Below are 15,515 nucleotides of genomic sequence, written 5' to 3' on the forward strand. Positions count from 1 at the left end.
ACGCGGGCATTCACCGAAGAAACCCCGGACCGCGGCCGCGCGGTCAGCCGACCAGCCGTGCGTCCACTTCGGACGGTGAGAGCACGTGCTGCAGCACCATGGTCGCCGCGCCGAGGACCCCGGCCTGGCCGCCGGTGCGGGCCGAGACGATCTGCAACGAGCCGGTGGCCAGCGGCAGTGACCGGGCGTAGACCACCTCGCGCACCCCGGCGAGCAGGCTCTCCGCCGCGTTCGCCAGCTGGCCGCCGATCACCACGACCGACGGGTTGAGCAGGCTCACGCAGGACGCCAGGACCTCGCCGATGCGGCGGCCCGCCGCGCGGACCTCGTTGGCGGCCACCACGTCCCCCGCCCGGACCAGGTCGATCAGGGCGCCGACGTCGGCGGCGTCACCTCCGGCATCGCGCACGCGCGCGGCGATGGCCGGGCCCGCCGCCACCGCTTCCAGGCAGCCCAGGTTGCCGCAGCGGCAGGCCACCTCGTGCGAGCCCATCGCCTGGACGTGGCCGAGGTCGCCCGCCACGCCCTGGGCGCCTCGGTGCAGGACGCCGCCGTTGATGATGCCCGCGCCGATGCCCGTTGCGATCTTGACGAAGAGCAGGTGGTCCACGTCGGGGTAGACCACCGCGTGCTCGCCGAGCGCCATCAGGTTCACGTCGTTGTCCACCAGCACCGGTCCGCCCATGACCGCCGCGACGTGGCCGGGCACGTCGTAGCCGTCCCAGCCGGGCATGATCGGTGGGTTGTTGGGCCTTCCGGTGGAGTGCTCCACCGGCCCCGGCAGGCCGATGCCGGTGCCGACGACCGTGGTGCGGCCGGTCTCGGCGAGCAGCTCGGCGCCGATCTGCAGCATCCGGTCCAGCACCGCGCGCGGGCCGAGCGTGATCTCCATGGACTCGACCCGCTCCGCGAGCACCGTCGCGGCGAGGTCGGTGACGGCGACGGTGGCGTGGGTGGCACCGAGGTCGGCCGCGAGCACCACGCCCGCCGAGGGGTTGAACGCGAAGGTCGCCGGTGGACGCCCGCCGGTGGACACCGCCTCGCCCGCCGGAGCCAGCAGACCGTTGTGCAGCAACAGGTCCACCCTCGCCCCCACGGTCGACCTGGCCAGGCCGGTGAGCTGGGTGAGCTCGGCCCGGGTTCTCGGCCTGCCGTCCCGCATCAGCTGGAGCAGCACCCCGGCCCCGGCACCCCCGGTGATCATCGACTCGCCCATGGGCGTAGTGAAACACAGCGGCTTCGGTTTCACCGAACGCGACTTCTGGATAACAACCGACATACTTTTGCTTGACGCTCGTCATAAGTCTGCCTACGGTCTCGGCCATGACTCAGGAGCCGCGTGAGCTGTTGGCTATGCGGGGCATCGTCAAGCTGTTCCCCGGGGTGCGCGCTCTGGACGGTGTGGACCTGGGGGTCCGCCCAGGCGAGGTGCACTGCCTTCTCGGCCAGAACGGCGCGGGCAAGTCCACGCTGATCAAGGTCCTCGGCGGGGTGCACCGGCCCGACGCGGGCGAGATCCACTGGCGCGGTGCGCCCGTCGCGCTGACCGGCCCGCTGTCGTCCACCCGGCTCGGCGTGGCGACCATCCCCCAGGAGCTGGACCTGGTGGACGGGCTCTCGGTGGCCGACAACATCCACCTGGGCCACGAGCACGCGCGGTTCGGCTTCACCCGGCGAGGCCGGACCGCGCGGTCGGCCGTCGAGCTGCTGACCAGGCTCGGGCACCCGGAGATCCCGCCGGGCGCCGAGGTGGGCGGGCTGCCCGCCGCCGCCAAGCAGATCGTGAGCATGGCCCGCGCGCTCTCCCGCGACGCGAGCCTGCTGGTGATGGACGAGCCCTCGGCCGTGCTCGACCAGCGCGAGGTGGACCGGCTGTTCACCGTCATCCGCGAGCTGACCGCGCAGGGTGTCGCCATCGTCTACATCTCGCACCGGCTGGAGGAGATCCGTGAGATCGGCGACCGCGTCACCGTGCTCAAGGACGGCCGGACCGTCGCGGGCGGTCTCGACGTCGCGAGCACACCGACGCCGGAGATGATCCGGTTGATGACCGGACGCGCCATCGAGTACGTCTTTCCCCCGCGCCGCAAGGAGATCGCCGACGCGTCACCCGTGCTGGACGTGCGGGACCTGGCACTGCGCGGCTCCTTCGAGGGGATCGGCTTCACCGTCCGGCCGGGCGAGGTCGTCGGGCTCGCCGGCCTGGTCGGCTCCGGGCGGTCGGAGATCGTCGAAACCGTCTACGGCGCGCGGAAAGCGACCTCCGGCACGGTGCTGGTCGACGGTGTCGTGCTGCGGCCGGGCTCGGTGCCCGCCGCGGTGGCCGCCGGGGTCGGGCTGTGCCCGGAGGAGCGCAAGAGCCAGGCGCTGGTGCTGGGCGACCCGGTCGCCAGCAACATCACCATCGCCACGCTCGACCGCTTCGCCCGCGCGGGTTTCCTCAAGGCGCGGGCCGAACGCGAGGCGGCGGAGGAGCTGTCCGGGGCGCTCGACGTCCGTCCGTCCGATGTGGACCGTGAGGTGCGCACGCTCTCCGGCGGCAACCAGCAGAAGGTGGTGCTCGCGCGGTGGCTGCTGCGCGAGTGCCGGGTGCTGCTGCTGGACGAGCCGACCAGGGGCGTCGACGTGGGCGCCCGCTCGGAGATCTACGCGCTGGTGCGCGACCTCGCCGAACGAGGGGTGGCGGTGGTCGTGGTGTCCAGCGAGATCGAGGAGGTGCTCGGCCTGGCCGACCGGGTGCTCGTCATCGCCGACGGCCACATCCTCACCGAGTCCCCCGCCTCATCTCTCACCGAACACACCGTGCTGGACCTCATCCTGAACGGAGCCGCCGCATGACTGCCATTCGCGGGCTTATGGACGGTCCACAAGCGGGAAAGAGGTCCATTCGCGGGCTTATGGCCGGTGGGCGCACCCTGGGGCTGGTGATCGCGCTCGGGGTGCTGTGCGTGGTGGGCGCCGCGACGGCGGGTGAGCGCTTCGCCAGCCTGGACAACCTGCTCACCGTGCTGCGGCTGGCGTCGGTGATCGGCGTGGTCAGCGTCGGCATGACCTTCGTGATCACCGGCGGCGGGATCGACCTGTCGGTCGGGGCGATCGTCGCGCTGTCCTCGGTGTGGGCGACAACGCTGGCCACGCAGCAGATGGCGGAGAACTCGCACTGGATCGTCATGGTCGGCTGCGCGCTGCTGGTCGGGGCGGTGTGCGGCCTGATCAACGGACTCCTTGTGGCGTACGGGAAAATAGCCGCCTTCATCGTCACGCTGGCGATGCTCGCCGGGGCGCGCGGCCTCGCCGAGATCATCGCCAACCGCCGCACCCAGATCGTCCGCGACCAGGACTTCGTGGAGTTCTTCGGCGGATCGGTGCTCGGTGTCCCGGTGCTCGTGCTGATGTTCGCGCTCGTCGCCGCAGGCGGCTGGGTGCTGTTGAACCGCACCACCTTCGGCAGGCGCACGATCGCCATCGGCGGCAACGCCGAGGCGGCGCGGCTGGCCGGGATCAAGGTCGCCAGGCACACCACGCTGCTCTACGTGCTGCTCGGCCTCGCGTGCGGGATCGCCGCCGTGATGCTGATGGCGCGCACCACGACCGGGACCTCCACCCACGGCGGTCTCTACGAGCTGGACGCGATCGCCGCCGTGGTCATCGGCGGCACGCTGCTCAGCGGCGGGCGCGGCACCGTCGTCGGCACCGTGCTCGGCGTGCTGATCTTCACGACGCTGACCAACGTCTTCACCCTCAACAACCTCGACACCTCGACGCAGGCCGTGGCGAAGGGCGTGATCATCGTCGTCGCCGTCCTGCTCCAGCAGCGCATCGCGAACAGACCTGGAGAAACCCATGTCCGGTAAGAGTTTCCGATTGGCCGCCACCGCTGTCGCGGCCGGTGTCGCCCTCACCGCGTGCACCTCCAACACCCCCGACGCGCCCGCGCAGGGCACCGGCGGGCAGGCCAACGCCGCGAGCCCGAACGACGCGCCAGGCAAGAAGGTCACCATCGGCTTCTCCGGCCCGGCCGCCGACCACGGCTGGCTGGCCGCCATCAACAGCTTCGCCACCGCGGAGGCGAAGAAGTACCCCGACGTCACCCTGCGCGTCGCCGAGGGCACCAACGACGCCAGCATGCAGATCAGCCACATCGAGACCTTCATCAACGACAAGGTCGACGCGATCGTGATGCTGCCGACCGACGGCGCGGCGCTGACCAACGTGGCGACCAAGGCGATGCGGGCCGGGATCACCGTGGTCAACGTGGACCGCGAGTTCTCCAGCCCGTTCGCCGCGCGCACCACGATCCTCGGCGACAACTACGGCATGGGCGTGTCCGCCGGGACCTACGCCTGCCAGCTGGTGAAGGACAAGAAGCTCACCGACCCGGTGATCGCCGAGATCGCGGGCGTCGACGCGCTTCCGCTCACCCAGGACCGCTCGCGCGGGTTCGCCGACGCGCTCAAGGGTTGCCAGCAGACCGTCGACCGCAGGGTCGCCGCGCAGTTCACCGTGGAGTCCGGCGAGGCCGCGGCCGCGAACCTGTTGCAGGCGGCGCCGAAGCTGGACATCGTGTGGAACCACGACGACGACCAGGGGGTCGGTGTGAAGGCCGCCTTCGACGCCGCGAAGCGCTCGGAGTTCTCCTTCATCGGCGGCGCGGGCTCGGCGAACGCGATGCGCTGGATCAAGGCGGGCCAGATGAGCGCCACGGTGATCTACCCGCCGACCCAGGCCGCCGACGGCATCCGCCTCGCCCGCCTGCTGGTGCAGCAGAAGGGCCTGTCGGACCTGCTCCAGGCCGAGGTGCCGCGCCGCGTCGTGCTCAACGCGCCCGTCGTCACCTCGTCCAACGTGGACAAGTACCTGCCGCTGGGATTCGAGTCCTGATGGCGGCGCGGGACAGACCGGTGCTCCGGATCGGCATGGTGGGCTACGCGTTCATGGGCGTCGCGCACTCGCAGGGCTGGCGCAACTCGCGCAGCTTCTTCGACCCGCCGATCCTGCCCGAGCTCGTCGCGGTGTGCGGCAGGGACACCGCGAAGGCGCGGGAGCTGGCGCGGCGCTTCGACTGGCGCGACGTCGAGAGCGACTGGCGCGACCTGGTGGCGCGCGAGGACATCGACGTGATCGACATCTGTTCGCCCGGCGACACCCACGCGGAGATCGCGATCGCGGCGCTGGACGCGGGCAAGCACGTGCTGTGCGAGAAGCCGCTGGCCAACTCCGTCGCCGAGGCGGAGGCGATGACCGAGGCGGCCGAGCGCGCCGGTGCGCGGGGCGTGCACGCGGTGGTGGGCTTCACCTACCGCCGGGTCCCCGCCGTCGCACTGGCCGCGAAGTGGACGCGGGAGGGCCGGGTCGGGCAGATCCGGCACGTGCGCGCGCAGTACCTCCAGGACTGGCTGACCGACGCGGACACGCCGCTGTCCTGGCGGTTGCAGCGGGAAAGGGCGGGGTCCGGCGCGCTCGGCGACATCGGCGCGCACATCGTGGACATGGTCCAGCACGTCACGGGTGAGACCATCACCGGGGTGAGCGCGCTGATGGAGACCTTCGTGCGCGAGCGCCCCGTCGCCGTCGGCGGCGGGCTCGGCGAGGTCACAGTGGACGACGCCGCGGTGTTCCTCGGGCGGCTCAGCGGCGGGGCGGTGGCGACCTTCGAGGCCACCCGGTTCGCCACCGGCAGGAAGAACGCGATCCGGGTGGAGATCAACGGGACCGCGGGCAGCATCGCGTTCGACTTCGAGGACATGAACGTGCTCTGGTTCCACGACAACACCGCCGACGCCGCCGACGCCGGTTTCCGCAGGGTGCTCGTCACCGAGCCGGTCCACCCGTACCTGGAGGGCTGGTGGCCGCCAGGGCACGGGCTCGGCTACGAGCACGCCTTCACCCACCAGGCGGTGGACCTGCTGGACGCGCTCGCGCACCACCGGCAGCCGACCCCGAGCTTCGCCGAAGGGCTTGGCGTGCAACGGGTTCTCCACGCCGTCGAGAGCAGCGCCGCCGACGACAGCCGCTGGACCCCGATCCTCCGAACCCGGACAGGAGCCCGCTGATGCCCCGACCGATCACGTTGTTCACCGGCCAGTGGGCGGACCTGCCCTTCGAGCGGGTGTGCGAGCTCGCGGCCTCCTGGGGCTACGACGGCCTGGAGATCGCCTGCTCCGGCGACCACATCGACGTCAGCCGCGCCGCGACCGACCAGTCCTATGTGGACGACCGGAGGCGGCTGCTCGACCGGCACGGGCTCCAGGTCTTCGCCATCTCCAACCACCTCACCGGCCAGGCGGTCTGCGACTCGCCCATCGACTTCCGCCACAAGGCGATCCTGCCCGCGCGGGTGTGGGGCGACGGTGAGGCTGAGGCCGTCCGGCAGCGCGCGGCGGCCGAGCTGAAGGACACCGCGCGGGCGGCGCGGGCGTTGGGCGTCGACACCGTCGTCGGCTTCACCGGCTCCTCGATCTGGCCGTACCTGGCGATGTTCCCGCCGGTGCCGGAGTCGGTGATCGAGGCGGGCTACACCGACTTCGCCGACCGGTGGAACCCGATCCTGGACGTCTTCGACGAGGTCGGCGTGCGCTTCGCGCACGAGGTGCACCCCGGCGAGATCGCCTACGACTACTGGTCGACGGTGGCCGCGCTGGAGGCGGTGGAGCACCGCGAGGCGTTCGGGCTGAACTGGGACCCCAGCCACATGGTGTGGCAGGACATCGACCCCGTCGGCTTCCTGTGGGACTTCCGCGACCGGATCTACCACGTGGACTGCAAGGACACCCGGATGCGAGTGGGCAACGGCCGCAACGGGCGGTTGTCCTCGCACCTGCCGTGGGCCGACCCCAGGCGCGGCTGGGACTTCGTCTCCACCGGCCACGGCGACGTGCCCTGGGAGGACTGCTTCCGCACGCTCACCGCGATCGGCTACACCGGCCCGATCTCGATCGAGTGGGAGGACGCGGGCATGGACCGGCTCGTCGGCGCGGCCGAGGCCGTCCGCTTCGTGCGCGGGCTGACCTTCGACCCGCCGGCGCGGTCCTTCGACGCGGCGTTCGGCACCGGCGGCTGAACCGCTCGCCGTGCGGTCGCGGCGCGGCGGAACCACCGCGTTGAAGGTTCAACCACGCAGGTCACACCACCTGGGAACCGTCCATTCTGGTCACCCCGCGCGACCACCCGAACACCCTCCCGTACCGCTTTCTCACCTGCCCGTGCGCAGATCCCGTGTGTGCACGGTGGTGTTCCGTACCGGCCGTTTGTGAAGCTGATCCGCCACTACACGACGTGTCGGCTCGGCCCTGCGCGCGAAACGCCCCCGCGGCACCCGCGACGGCGGCCGGGAAGGAAAGACGATGGACCGCGCGATGACGCTCTCCGACCACCGGCTGATCGCGGGCTTCGACCGCGCCGGTCGCCAGTGGACGGTCGACGCCGGGGCCGCCGGGCTGGTGCCCGCGCCCGAGCTGGCCGGGCGCCTGCTCGCCGACCCCGCCACGCTGGCCCGCTACGGCCGTGACCTCGGAAACATCGTCGACGCCGTGCCCGCGGCAGTGCTCGTGCCCGGCTCGGTCGACGACGTGCGGGCGATGGTGGCCTACTGCCACGACCTGGACATCCCGGTCAGCGCGCGCGGCGAGGCGTGCACCACCAACGGCCAGAGCCTGGTCGAGGGCGGCCTGGTGATCGACATGACCGCGCTGGCCGAGGTGCACCAGATCACCAGGACCTGGCTGGAGGCGGACGCGGGCGCGTCCTGGCGCTCGGTGGCCTACCTCGCCGCCCAGCGCGGCCTGCGCGCCGAGGGCCTGCCCGGCTACCTCAGGCTCACCCTCGGCGGGACGCTGTCCGTCGGCGGGATCGGCTCGAACTTCCGCGAGGGCGGCCTGGTGGACCAGGTGCTCGCCGTCGAGGTGGTGACCGGCACCGGCGAGCGCCTGTGGTGCTCGCCGAACCGCAACGCCGAGCTGTTCGACTCCGTGCTCGGCGGGCTCGGCCAGTACGGGATCATCACCCGGGTGCGGCTGCGGCTGCTGCCCGCGCCGGAGTGCTCGCGGACCTACCTGCTGCACTACGTGGAGCCCCGCCCCGCGTTCCGCGCGATGCGGACGCTGATCGAGCGCGACGAGATCGACGGCGTCTTCGCCATGGTCGTGCCGCCGACGACGGCCTCTCCCCCGCTCTACCAGGTGCGGGTGCACGTCTTCCACGACGGCATCCCGCCGGAGCAGTCGCACACGCTGCGCGGGCTGCCGACCGGGGTGTCCGCGCCGATGGTGGTCGACGAGTCCTACCTCGACCACATCTCCGAGTTCGACGGCCTCATCGACGACTACCGGGAGATCGGCTGGGACCAGCGGGTCAAGCCGCGCCACGACGTGCTGCTGCCGGACGCCACCGTCGAGGAGCACGTCGGCTCCGTGGTGCCCGCGCTGACCCGCGAGGAGTGGGCGCCCCAGGGCTTCGTGCTGATCCTGCCGCACCTGGCGCGGTCGTTCCTGAGCCCGAGGCTGCGCATCCCAGCCGACAGCGACGTGGTGTGGCTGTTCGACCTGCTCACGGTCGCCCCCGTCGACGCGGACGCGGGCTTCACCACCCGGATGCTGGAGCGCAACGCCCGGCTGTGGCAGCGGGCCCGCGCGCTCGGCGGTGTGCTGTACCCGCTCGGCTCGACCGAGTTCGGCCAGCAGGACTGGCGCGACCACTACGGCGCGACCTGGCTGGACGTGCTGACCGCGAAGAAGCGCTACGACCCCGTCGGCATCCTCGGCACCGGCGTGGGGATCTTCCCGCGGCAGGGCTGAGCGCGGCCGGGAGCTACTGGCGGTCGTGCTCCCGGACCCACAGGCCGATCTTGACCCGGTTGTTCACCCGCAGCCGGGCGTTGGCGATGTTGACGTGGTCCTCGATGGTGCGGACCGAGAGGTTGCGGCGGGCGGCGATCTCGCTGTTGGTCAGGCCCTGGGCGATCAGCCGCGCGGTGGCCAGCACGCTCTTGCTCAGCACCGACTCCGCAGACCCGGTGACCGCGGCCGATGCCGCCTCGGCCGCCTCGCCCTCCTCAAGGGCCATCGCCACGATCTGGTCGGAAGTCCTTGTCCCGCCCGGTGTTGTAGGCGTCGGCGAAGTCCTCCGGCGGCAACGCCTGCCGGGCGGCCCGCTCGGCGATGGCCCTGCGGTCGTCGAAGGGCGCGAGGCCCGCGATGGTCACACCGGTCTGGGTCTGCAACCGCGTCGCCGCGCCGAGCAGGCGAGCGGCCCTCCGGTGGTCGCCGAGCGCGCCCGCGGTCCAGCCCATCGCCTCCACCGCCCACACCGGCCCCCACCGGTCACCGATGGCGTACTGCCGCTTGAGCGAGGCCCGGAAGATCGGCACCGCCTTGCGCGGGTCGCCGTGCACCAGCTCGGTCAGCGCCTGCGCCCACATCGCCCAGGTGATCGCCCACTCCGCGCCGGCCTCCTCGGCCTCGGCGAGCACCGCGGCGCTGCTCTCGTGCGCCTGCTCGGGCTGCCCGATGAAGGCCGCGCCCATCGCCAGGAACAGGGCGGCCATGTGCGCGTCGCCGGTGGCGCCCTCCGCGCGGAAGCGGTCCCGCGCGGCGGCCAGCACCTCCAGTGACCGGGGGTCGCGGCCGACGAGGAAGCCGTAGCTGCCCTTCGCCCACAGCACCGGCGGCGGGGCGAGCTCGGCGATGGTCTTCGGGGTGGCGAAGCGGCCGAGCAGCTCCTCAAGCTCGGTGTCGCAGCGGCGCATCAGCGACTCGGCGCGGGTCCGGTCGCCCTGGATGATGCTCATCCACGCGCCGGTGGCCAGCGTGGTCACGCTCAGCGCGTTCGCGGTCTCGCTGGTCAGCCGGTCCAGCGCGGTGTCGAGCCACTTGCGGGCATCGCCGAGGCTGCCGGCGAAGTACCAGGTGCGCAGCCGCGCCAGGTTCATCGCGATCTCGGCGGAGACGTAGACCTGGTCCTGGCTCTCCAGGCAGAAGTCGATGGCCGCGCGCAGGTTCGGCAGCTCCCGCCAGGACCGGATCAGCAGCTCCACCTCGCGGGCGCCGAACCACTCCCTGGCGTCGTCGGCGGCCATCCGCCGGTAGTGGTCGAGGTGCCGCTGCCGCAGCACGCCCGCCTCGTTGGCCTCGGCCAGCCGCTGCGCGCCGAACTGCCGCACCGACTCCAGCACCCGGTAGCGGGTCCTGCCGTCCTGCTTCTCGGTTGTGATGATCGACTTGCGGATCAGGTCGGCCAGCAGCGGCAGGATGTCGTCGCGCAGGATGCCCTCGCCGATGCACACCTCCTCCGCGGCCAGCCAGTCGAATCCGCCAGCGAAGACCGAGATCCGCGCCCACAGCCGCTTCTCGTCCGGCCCGCACAGGCTGTAGCTCAGGCTCAGCGCGTCCTCCAGCGTGCGCCGCCGGTTGCGGGCCAGCCGGGTGCCGCCCGCCGCGCGCGGGGTCAGCTCCTCCAGCCTGGCCAGCACCTCCGGCAGCGACTGCGCGATCAGCAGCCGCGCGGCCAGCTCGATGGCCAGCGGGATGCCGTCCAGCCGCTGGCAGAGCTTGGCGGCGTCGACGATGGTGTCGCGGTCGATGGCCACCCCGTCGGCGTCGGCGCGGTCGATCAGCAGCCGCACCGCGTCGTAGGAGGCCAGCGAGTCCACCGGCTGCTCGACCTGCATGTCCGGGAAGGCCAGCGGCTTGAGCGGAACCACGTGCTCGGCGGCCAGGTCCAGCCACTGGCGGCTGGTGGCGAGCACCCGCAGCTTCGGCGAGGACAGCAGCAGCGTGCCGACCAGCTCGGCGGCGGCGTCGGCGAGGTGCTCGCAGTTGTCCAGCACCAGCAGCATGTCCCTGGTCTGCAGGTGCTCGATCAACAGGTCCAGCGAGGGCCGGGTGGACTGGTCGCGCAGGCCGAGCTCGCCCGCGACGGTCTGGGCGAGCAGGTCGGCGTCGGCGAGGTCGCCCAGCCGCAGCAGGTGCACCCCGTCGGGGTAGGTCCCGGCATCGACCTCGGCGCGGGCGATCTCCTCGGCCAGCCGGGTCTTGCCGACGCCGGCGGTGCCCGCGAGGGTGACCAGCCGGGCGTTCCCGGCCAGCTTCTCCCTGACCTCGGTGAGGATCTCGGCGCGGCCGACGAAGCTGTTGACCGCGGCGGGCACTCCCCGCTGCCGCAGGCCGCTCACGTACTGACCACGTCCAGGGCCCAGCAGGTCATTGGTTCCTCGCTCCGAAACGGCGTGGCTCGACTCGAGCAAACTAGAGCATGATCAACGGTCACCGGTCCGTCCGGGCTTTCCGGCTGGCACGTCCGCTGCCGATCACGCTGATGGGGTGACCGGGAGACCGGTCACCGAAGGAATTCTAGTCGCTTCGGACAGCGATGCCCCCGGCCCTGCCTGGGAGGCCGGGGGCATCGAGGCGCAGGCACGAGGCGGTCAGGCGTTGATCTGCTTCAGGCCCTGGCCCGGGCCACTGATCTCGATGCGGCGCGGCTTCGCCTTCTCCGCGACCGGGATGCGCAGCGTCAGCACGCCCGCGTCGTAGCAGGCGTCGATGCGGTCGGTGTCCAGGGAGTCGCCGAGGAACAGCTGCCTGGAGAAGACACCGAGTGGACGCTCGGCCACCTGCATCTCGACCTTGTCAGCGCCCGTTGCGGGCCGCCGCTCGGCCTTGACCGTGAGCACGTTGCGCTCCACGTTCAGCTCGATGGCGTCCGGGGTCACGCCGGGCAGGTCGAAGGCGACGACGAAGTGCTCGCCTTCGCGGTAGGCGTCCATCGGCATGGCCGCGGGCCTGGACCACGTGCCCGTGAAGACCTGATGGGCGAGCCGGTCGAAATCCCGGAAGGCATCGGTGCGCATCAACATCGTTCCACCTCCTGGTCGTCGTCTGGTGTCAACGCGCACCACCGTTCTAACATGTCGTCGAAACGATGACAAGTGCGTGAGTCAACGAAAGGACGACATTGTGGACGAGGACGAGCTCACCGCCGCCCGGCGGCTCCTGTCCGCGCGGCACGGGACCGCCTCGACCGACCCCGTTGCCGAGGCTCTTGAGCTGGTGCGGTCGGTCACCACCGACGGCGGCGCAGAGGCCGAGGAGGTGCTCGCGGCGTTGACGCTGCTGAGAAACCTCCGCGAGGTGCTGGCAGGCTGGGAGCCACGGTTGATCACGGCGGCACGGGAGGGCGGAACGAGCTGGGTGCGCTTGGCGCCCGCGCTCGGCGTCGCGAGCAGACAGGCCGCGGAGCGCCGATACCTGCGGCTGCGCACCGAAGGGGTCGAGTGCCCGGAGAGCACCGGCGAACAACGGGTGCGGGCCGAGCGCGGGCGGAGGGCAGGCGACCGCGCCGTGAACGCGTGGGCGCGCGAGAACGCCGCCGTGATCAGAGGCCTCAGTGGCAGGGTCGCCGGACTGAGCGGACTCAGCGGGGCGGCACAGGACAGTGTCGACCAGGTGCAGTGCGCACTGGGCGCGGCCAACAGCTCGGCGTTGTTGGAGCCGTTGGCCAACGCGGGCGCACATCTGCACGACACGCATCCCGCACTGGCCGAGGAAATCGCCGAGATCACCGGCCGGACGGACCGGCTGCGCGCCAGGGAGCGGGACGCGCGGCGGCGGAGCGGTCCCCAGCACGACCGGTAGCGCCGCCGATCTCCAACCTCCCCACCGGCGACGGCCCGCACAGCACTGAATCCGCCCCTGTCAGCGGCTACTGCGCGACGAGTAGCCTTCCGCACTGCTCGGCGCTGAGCTCACGCGATTCCCTGGCGGACACAACGCATCCCAGGGCGTTCGCGCGAGGTACTCAGGTCCACGCGAGCAGGCCGCGCCGTGCCCAGTAGTCACCAGCGGGCTCGGCGAGCTCACGCAGATCGTCCTGACCGAGCCGGACGTCGAGCGCGGCGAGGTTCGACTCAAGCTGCGCCACGCTCGCCGCCCCGCTCAGCACGGTGTCCGCCCACGGCTGGGCAAGCGCCGCCGCGATGGCGATGGCGTCCGGACCGACGCCGTGCCGCCGCGCGAGCTCCGCGACCGCGGCGGGCGGCTCCAGGACAAGCCTGCCGTTGGCAACGGTTTCCTTGAGCAACACGTGCGCCCCGGCTCGACGCGCCTGCTCCAGTGCGGGTCCCACGGACGGTTCGAGAACGTTCCACGTGGACTGAACCGCGCTGAAGACCTTCTGCCCCAGCACTTCCAGTTCGAACGCGCGCTCCACCGCATCGGACTGGGCCGGACCGGATGTGGAGAACCCGACGCGGACGCCGGAGGCCGCGAGCCCGGCGAGCGCCTCCAGCAGCGGCCGGTCGGCGAACAGCGGGCTGTCCGGCGTCAGCGAGTGGACCTGGTAGTAGCGCACCTCCGCGCCGAGCAGGGCGCGGGTCTGCGCCCACTGGGCGGTGAAGCGGGCCAGCGAGTGCTCCTTCACCTCGTGCACCTCGGCGTCGGGCCGCCAGTCCGCGACGTAGGCGTAGCCCCACTTGCTCGACGTCGTCACGTCCGTGATCCGCCGGTCGGCCAGCCAGCCGGCGAGGAACTCCTCGGACCTGCCGTACGAGCGCGCGGCGTCCACCCAGCGCACGCCGCGCGCGTAGGCGGCGTCGAGCACCCGCCAGCAGGCCTCGCGCATCGCGTCGACGGTGCGGTCAACCGGCAGGGCGTTCTCCCTGCCGAGGTTGATGTACGCCGGGCGGCCGAGCGCGGCCAGCCCCAAGCCGGTGCGGTCAACGGACATGCCCCCACCCTAGTGCCTCTACCAGCGGTTTCAGCGGAGTGGACGGACACATATGTGAACCCTTGTCACATTCGCGGTCGGCTGGCACGCTGGCCCGACCGCCGCGGCCCGGAAAGCCTTTCCCCGCACCGGGTACACGCTGTCAAGGACACACCGGAGGTTTGGTGATGGCGATGAAGCCTCGCGCACTGACCGGGGCCGTGCTCGTCGGCGGACTGCTGCTGGTGGCACCAGCGGCCAACGCCGAGGTCGAACCGGGCGGCTGGACGTCCCACTCGCCCTCGTTCTCCGTGCAGGAAAGGGGTTGTGGCACCGTCAACGACCTCACCTTCACCCTGACCTGCTCGACCGCGAGCGGCGACCAGCGCGCCGAACGGCGCTACGCGACCTACACCGGCGGCACCCACCAGTTCGAGGGCTCGTTCCGGATCACCAGCATGGGCGGGACCCGGATCAGCCTGAAGCAGACGTTCGACGACTCGACTCCTGGCCCCTACTTCATGCTCGCGGTGGAGCGCGGCGGCCGCCTCTACGCGGTGCACGGCGGCGACACGATCGCCAGCGGGGCGACGGTCGGCACCACGGTCCGCGTCAACACGGTGCACCAGGTGGGCAGCGCGCACCGCACCTACATCAACGGGTCGCTGCGGCACACGACGTCCAGCCCCGGCGGCAGCTTCTACGACAAGTTCGGCGCGTACCGCACCAACAGCGGCAACGGCCCGGCCACAGTGGTCTGGAGCAACATCAGGTTCTGGCGCAAGTAGCCGTCCAGCGCGGTGGCCCCGCACGGGGTCACCGCGCATTCACCCAGCAGGCAGGTCCTGATGCGCAGAGCCCTCCTCACCTTGTTCCTGGCCGCACTCGCCGGATGTGCCACTGCGCCGCCGCCCATGCTGTCCGCGACCATGACCTCGCCCACCGACATCACGTTGGCGTGGAAGGAAACCGAGCGGGACCTCGCCGCGCGCACGGTGGAGTTCGCCACCGAGCCCAACGGCGCGTACACGGTCCTCCAGTTCGCTCCGCCGGGACAGACCACGTTCACGCACCCCGACCTGATGCCGAGGACCCCGTTCTACTACCGGCTCCGTGCGATCCACGGCCCCGCATCGGCACCGCTGGAGGTGTCCCTGCCGCCAGGCGACTTCGACGAGAAGTCCGAAAAGGACGGACACGAATGGGCAGCACCGCAAACCCTGCCCGGCGGCCCGACCGCGCCAAGACCGGTGCGGGAGACCTCGGCGGCCCCGACCGATGTGCGAGCAACGGTCATGCACGCCAACGGAATCCGGTTCACCTGGACGGACAACGCGGCCGACGAGGAGGGCTACCTCATCGAGGTCCGCGCGGCGGGCGCCAAGGAGTTCCGCGCGGCGGCGGTGCTGGACCCGAACGTCAACTCCTTCGGCCTGATCACGTTGCCGGAGGAGAAGAACGCCAGCTACCGCGTGCGCGCCTTCTACTACGGCGAGCAGTCCAACGTCGTACACCTGACCACGGGCGACGCACAGCACTAGCTGCCGTCCCGCAAGTCGTCCCGATCCCCCGAGCTGGCGCCGCCCCCGCGCCCTCACGCCCTCGCGCCCTCGCACCCTCGTGCCCCCGCACCCCCGCACCCCCGTACCCTCGCGCCCCCGTACCCTCGCGCCCCCGCACGCTCGTGCCCTCGTGCGTCGGCTGGCGTGGCCGGGTCTTCGCGTTTTGTCACCTTAATGCGCAAAAGAGCGCTCTCATTTCGCATTAAGGGAGTGTCTTATTTGGGGAGTCTTTTGAAGCAGGTCAGGGCCGCTGCG

General features: G+C 71.5%; 14 protein-coding genes. 9 read left to right on the top strand and 5 right to left on the bottom strand.

Features of this window, described 5'->3' with window-relative positions; translation table 11 throughout:
• Positions 1-43: 43 nt before the first annotated feature.
• Positions 44-1,216: an ROK family protein gene (locus tag ACFFQA_RS33195; RefSeq protein ID WP_377860911.1), complete on the bottom strand. Its 1,173-nt coding sequence runs from the start codon at positions 1,214-1,216 to the stop codon at positions 44-46.
• Positions 1,217-1,323: 107 nt separating this feature from the next.
• On the opposite strand from ACFFQA_RS33195, the gene ACFFQA_RS33200 reads away from it, so the two are divergent.
• The 6 genes from ACFFQA_RS33200 to ACFFQA_RS33225 all read left to right on the top strand — a co-directional run bounded on the left by ACFFQA_RS33200 (position 1,324) and on the right by ACFFQA_RS33225 (position 8,792).
• Positions 1,324-2,838, top strand: a complete 1,515-nt coding sequence (locus tag ACFFQA_RS33200; protein WP_377860913.1) for a sugar ABC transporter ATP-binding protein — start codon at positions 1,324-1,326, stop codon at positions 2,836-2,838.
• Positions 2,839-2,855: 17 nt separating this feature from the next.
• A complete protein-coding gene (locus ACFFQA_RS33205) occupies positions 2,856-3,854 on the top strand; it encodes an ABC transporter permease (protein ID WP_377860932.1) in 999 nt (332 codons plus the stop codon).
• A complete protein-coding gene (locus ACFFQA_RS33210) occupies positions 3,844-4,881 on the top strand; it encodes a substrate-binding domain-containing protein (RefSeq protein ID WP_377860915.1) in 1,038 nt (345 codons plus the stop codon). The genes ACFFQA_RS33205 and ACFFQA_RS33210 overlap by 11 nt, the downstream gene beginning before the upstream one ends.
• Positions 4,881-6,053, top strand: a complete 1,173-nt coding sequence (locus tag ACFFQA_RS33215; RefSeq protein ID WP_377860916.1) for a Gfo/Idh/MocA family protein — start codon at positions 4,881-4,883, stop codon at positions 6,051-6,053. Before ACFFQA_RS33210 ends, ACFFQA_RS33215 begins: the two co-directional genes overlap by 1 nt.
• Positions 6,053-7,060, top strand: coding sequence for a sugar phosphate isomerase/epimerase family protein (locus ACFFQA_RS33220; RefSeq protein ID WP_377860918.1), 1,008 nt, complete (start codon positions 6,053-6,055; stop codon positions 7,058-7,060). The genes ACFFQA_RS33215 and ACFFQA_RS33220 overlap by 1 nt, the downstream gene beginning before the upstream one ends.
• Before the next feature lie 283 nt (positions 7,061-7,343).
• Entirely contained in the window at positions 7,344-8,792 is a 1,449-nt protein-coding gene (locus ACFFQA_RS33225) for an FAD-binding protein (RefSeq protein ID WP_377860920.1), read from the top strand.
• A gap of 13 nt (positions 8,793-8,805) precedes the next feature.
• Here ACFFQA_RS33225 and ACFFQA_RS33230 read toward each other — a convergent pair whose 3' ends face one another.
• From ACFFQA_RS33230 to ACFFQA_RS33240, 3 genes are all read right to left on the bottom strand, one after another.
• The gene (locus tag ACFFQA_RS33230; RefSeq protein WP_377860934.1) at positions 8,806-9,060 is read right to left on the bottom strand and encodes a LuxR C-terminal-related transcriptional regulator; all 255 of its coding nucleotides are present in this window, start codon (positions 9,058-9,060) and stop codon (positions 8,806-8,808) included.
• Positions 9,050-11,167 carry an ATP-binding protein gene (locus tag ACFFQA_RS33235; RefSeq protein WP_377860922.1) on the bottom strand — a complete coding sequence of 706 codons (2,118 nt, stop codon included), beginning with the start codon at positions 11,165-11,167 and terminating at the stop codon, positions 9,050-9,052. The genes ACFFQA_RS33230 and ACFFQA_RS33235 overlap by 11 nt, the downstream gene beginning before the upstream one ends.
• 252 nt (positions 11,168-11,419) lie before the next feature.
• The gene (locus ACFFQA_RS33240) at positions 11,420-11,851 is read right to left on the bottom strand and encodes an Hsp20/alpha crystallin family protein (RefSeq protein ID WP_377860924.1); all 432 of its coding nucleotides are present in this window, start codon (positions 11,849-11,851) and stop codon (positions 11,420-11,422) included.
• 76 nt (positions 11,852-11,927) lie between these two features.
• Here ACFFQA_RS33240 and ACFFQA_RS33245 point away from each other — a divergent pair, with 76 nt between their 5' ends.
• Positions 11,928-12,629 (top strand): HSP18 transcriptional regulator, encoded by a 702-nt coding sequence (locus tag ACFFQA_RS33245; protein ID WP_377860926.1) that lies wholly within the window; start codon positions 11,928-11,930, stop codon positions 12,627-12,629.
• 163 nt (positions 12,630-12,792) lie between these two features.
• On the opposite strand, the gene ACFFQA_RS33250 is transcribed toward ACFFQA_RS33245, so the two are convergent.
• A complete protein-coding gene (locus tag ACFFQA_RS33250) occupies positions 12,793-13,719 on the bottom strand; it encodes an aldo/keto reductase (RefSeq protein WP_377860928.1) in 927 nt (308 codons plus the stop codon).
• Between the two features lie 173 nt (positions 13,720-13,892).
• Here ACFFQA_RS33250 and ACFFQA_RS33255 point away from each other — a divergent pair, with 173 nt between their 5' ends.
• Both ACFFQA_RS33255 and ACFFQA_RS33260 read left to right on the top strand, forming a co-directional pair.
• Positions 13,893-14,486 (top strand): hypothetical protein, encoded by a 594-nt coding sequence (locus tag ACFFQA_RS33255; RefSeq protein WP_377860935.1) that lies wholly within the window; start codon positions 13,893-13,895, stop codon positions 14,484-14,486.
• A gap of 60 nt (positions 14,487-14,546) precedes the next feature.
• The gene (locus ACFFQA_RS33260; protein ID WP_377860930.1) at positions 14,547-15,239 is read left to right on the top strand and encodes a fibronectin type III domain-containing protein; all 693 of its coding nucleotides are present in this window, start codon (positions 14,547-14,549) and stop codon (positions 15,237-15,239) included.
• The last annotated feature ends 276 nt before the right edge of the window (positions 15,240-15,515 follow it).

Origin of the sequence: Allokutzneria oryzae, from assembly GCF_042429765.1 — a bacterium.
Taxonomy (GTDB): Bacteria; Actinomycetota; Actinomycetes; order Mycobacteriales; family Pseudonocardiaceae; genus Allokutzneria; species Allokutzneria oryzae.

Coding starts and splice junctions, on each gene's coding strand:
- ACFFQA_RS33195 (WP_377860911.1), bottom strand. CDS start 1,216: ATGGGCGAGTCGATGATCACCGGGGGTGCCGGGGCCGGGGTGCTGCTC.
- ACFFQA_RS33200 (WP_377860913.1), top strand. CDS start 1,324: ATGACTCAGGAGCCGCGTGAGCTGTTGGCTATGCGGGGCATCGTCAAG.
- ACFFQA_RS33205 (WP_377860932.1), top strand. CDS start 2,856: ATGGACGGTCCACAAGCGGGAAAGAGGTCCATTCGCGGGCTTATGGCC.
- ACFFQA_RS33210 (WP_377860915.1), top strand. CDS start 3,844: ATGTCCGGTAAGAGTTTCCGATTGGCCGCCACCGCTGTCGCGGCCGGT.
- ACFFQA_RS33215 (WP_377860916.1), top strand. CDS start 4,881: ATGGCGGCGCGGGACAGACCGGTGCTCCGGATCGGCATGGTGGGCTAC.
- ACFFQA_RS33220 (WP_377860918.1), top strand. CDS start 6,053: ATGCCCCGACCGATCACGTTGTTCACCGGCCAGTGGGCGGACCTGCCC.
- ACFFQA_RS33225 (WP_377860920.1), top strand. CDS start 7,344: ATGGACCGCGCGATGACGCTCTCCGACCACCGGCTGATCGCGGGCTTC.
- ACFFQA_RS33230 (WP_377860934.1), bottom strand. CDS start 9,060: ATGGCCCTTGAGGAGGGCGAGGCGGCCGAGGCGGCATCGGCCGCGGTC.
- ACFFQA_RS33240 (WP_377860924.1), bottom strand. CDS start 11,851: ATGTTGATGCGCACCGATGCCTTCCGGGATTTCGACCGGCTCGCCCAT.
- ACFFQA_RS33250 (WP_377860928.1), bottom strand. CDS start 13,719: ATGTCCGTTGACCGCACCGGCTTGGGGCTGGCCGCGCTCGGCCGCCCG.
- ACFFQA_RS33255 (WP_377860935.1), top strand. CDS start 13,893: ATGAAGCCTCGCGCACTGACCGGGGCCGTGCTCGTCGGCGGACTGCTG.
- ACFFQA_RS33260 (WP_377860930.1), top strand. CDS start 14,547: ATGCGCAGAGCCCTCCTCACCTTGTTCCTGGCCGCACTCGCCGGATGT.